The 768-nt window shown below is 62.2% G+C and carries 1 protein-coding gene; it reads right to left on the bottom strand.

Annotated elements, in window-relative coordinates:
- On the bottom strand, positions 1 to 768 hold a 768-nt coding region (locus tag LGN10_RS33385; RefSeq protein WP_226226294.1), incomplete at its 5' end, for an elongation factor Tu.

Genomic DNA, 768 nt, shown 5'->3' with positions numbered 1-768 from the left:
TTACTCGATGATCTTGGCGACGACGCCGGCGCCGACGGTACGGCCGCCTTCGCGGATCGCGAAGCGCAGACCTTCTTCCATCGCGATCGGAGCGATCAGCTTCACCGTGATCGACACGTTGTCGCCCGGCATCACCATTTCCTTGTCCTTCGGCAGCTCGATCGAGCCCGTCACGTCCGTCGTACGGAAGTAGAACTGCGGACGGTAGTTGTTGAAGAACGGCGTGTGACGGCCGCCTTCATCCTTGCTCAGCACGTACACTTCAGCCGTGAAGTGCGTGTGCGGCGTGATCGAACCCGGCTTCGCCAGAACCTGGCCACGCTCCACGTCTTCACGCTTCGTGCCGCGCAGCAGGATACCCACGTTGTCGCCTGCCTGACCTTGGTCCAGCAGCTTGCGGAACATTTCCACGCCCGTGCAGGTCGTCTTCACCGTCGGCTTGATACCGACGATTTCGATTTCCTCGCCGACCTTGATGATGCCGCGCTCGACACGACCCGTCACCACCGTACCGCGACCCGAGATCGAGAACACGTCTTCCACCGGCATCAGGAACGCGCCGTCAACCGCACGCTCCGGCGTCGGGATGTACGTGTCCAGTGCGTCTGCCAGGTTCATGATCGCCACTTCGCCCAGCTCGCCCGTGTCGCCTTCCAGCGCCAGCTTTGCCGAACCCTTCACGATCGGCGTATCGTCGCCCGGGAAGTCGTACTTCGACAGCAGTTCGCGAACTTCCATCTCGACCAGCTCGAGCAGTTCCGCGTCGTC

It is taken from the genome of Burkholderia sp. AU32262, assembly GCF_020419985.1.
In the GTDB taxonomy this organism is placed as follows: Bacteria; Pseudomonadota; Gammaproteobacteria; order Burkholderiales; family Burkholderiaceae; genus Burkholderia; species Burkholderia semiarida.
Note: the sequence above shows the minus strand (reverse complement) of the source record. Positions and strands in the feature narration are given on the sequence as shown.